Origin of the sequence: Pacificimonas aurantium (genome assembly GCF_020092905.1) — a bacterium.
Classification (GTDB): Bacteria; Pseudomonadota; Alphaproteobacteria; order Sphingomonadales; family Sphingomonadaceae; genus Pacificimonas; species Pacificimonas aurantium.
This window is the reverse complement of sequence record NZ_JAGSGB010000008.1, coordinates 1-1511: the sequence shown is the minus strand read 5'-3', so window position 1 is coordinate 1511 and position 1511 is coordinate 1. Positions and strand designations below refer to the sequence as shown.

General features: G+C 60.5%; 1 protein-coding gene. It reads right to left on the bottom strand.

Features of this window, described 5'->3' with window-relative positions; genetic code table 11:
• Positions 1–74 precede the first annotated feature (74 nt).
• A protein-coding gene (locus tag KCN53_RS15960; protein ID WP_224199818.1) for an IS3 family transposase occupies positions 75–1426 on the bottom strand; the annotation gives its coding sequence in 2 pieces (ribosomal slippage) (positions 75–1088 and positions 1091–1426; 1350 coding nt in all).
• Between the last annotated feature and the right edge of the window lie 85 nt (positions 1427–1511).

Here is a 1511-nt window from a genome sequence, read left to right as displayed (position 1 = left end):
TGTCCGTCGTCAGAACATTTGGCACAACTCGCGGCGTAGGCTTGCGGAGCGTGGACCTCGTCTGAGGTTGATGTTTAGGCGGCGAGCCTGCGGTGTTGCAAGCGCCGATGTTCGAGTGTCTTTCGCTTGATCCCTTCTCTTCGTTTGATGATCGCGGGTGCCCTACCGAAGTAGGCATCGGCGGGCGTCACATTGTCGAGGCTCTCGTGATAGCGCTGGTGGTTATAGTGCTCGACGAAGGCCTCGATCTGGCTTTCGAGATCGCCGGGCAGGAAGTAGTTCTCCAGCAGCACACGGTTCTTCAGGGTCTGGTGCCAGCGTTCGATCTTGCCCTGGGTCTGCGGATGGAAGGGGGCGCCTCGCACATGGCTCATCTTTTTGCTCTCGATGTACTGGGCCAGTTCGCCAGCGATGTAGCTGGGACCATTGTCACTGAGCAGGCGAGGCCGGTGCAGCACGTTGGCGTGGTCGCAGCCCGAGGCGACCAGCGCCATGTCCAGCGTCTCGGTGACGTCCTCGGCCCGCATGGTGGTGCAGAGCTTCCAGGCAATGATGTAGCGCGAGTAATCGTCGAGCACGGTGGATAGGTAGACCCAGCCCCATCCGATGATCTTGAAGTAGGTAAAATCGGTCTGCCACATCTCGTTGGGGCGCGTGGTCTGCGTGTGGAACGCCTCTGCCGCCTTGATCACCGTGTAGGCCGGGCTGGTGATCAGGTCGTGAGCCTTCAACAGCCGGTAAACCGTCGCTTCGGATACGAAGTAACGCTTCTCGTCGGTGAAGCGCACTGCCAGCTCGCGAGGGGACAGCTCGGTCTGATCCAGCGCCATCTCGACTATCTGCTGCTGGATATCGTCGCCGATGCGGTTCCACACCCGGCTCGGCGTCGATGGCCGGTCTGCCAGCGCCTCCGGTCCGCCTTCGAGATAGCGGTCATACCAGCGATAGAAGGTCCGGCGGGGGATGCCGAGCTGGTCCAGCGTGCGCTTGGCGGGCAGGTGCGATTGCTCGACGATACGGATGATCTCCAGCTTCTCGGATGCAGGATACCTCATGCGTCGTCTTCCCCAGGCCCGGTCATGCTTTTTTTGAGTAGACGGTTCTCCAGCGTCAGGTCGGCCACGCACTCTTTCAGATCGCGGGCTTCGCGGCGCAGGTCCTTGACCTCGTCCGTGGTCGCCGCCCGCGCGGTATCGCCAGCCAACCGGCGCTTGCCGGCCTCCATGAACTCCTTGGACCAGGTGTAATACAGGCTCTGGGCAATGCCTTCCTTGCGACACAACTCGGCAATGCTGTCGTCGCCACGCAGGCCATCGAGCACGATCCTGATCTTGTCTTCTGCAGAGAAGTGCCGACGGGTCTTGCGGCGGATGTCCTTCACCACCTGCTCGGCAGGCGATTTTGCATTGGAGGATTTGGGCTTCATCTTCGTTCCTTCGTCACTACGACGAAGCCCAAATCCTCCTTAAATCACAACCTCAAATCTGTGCCATACGTGCTGACGGGGGACA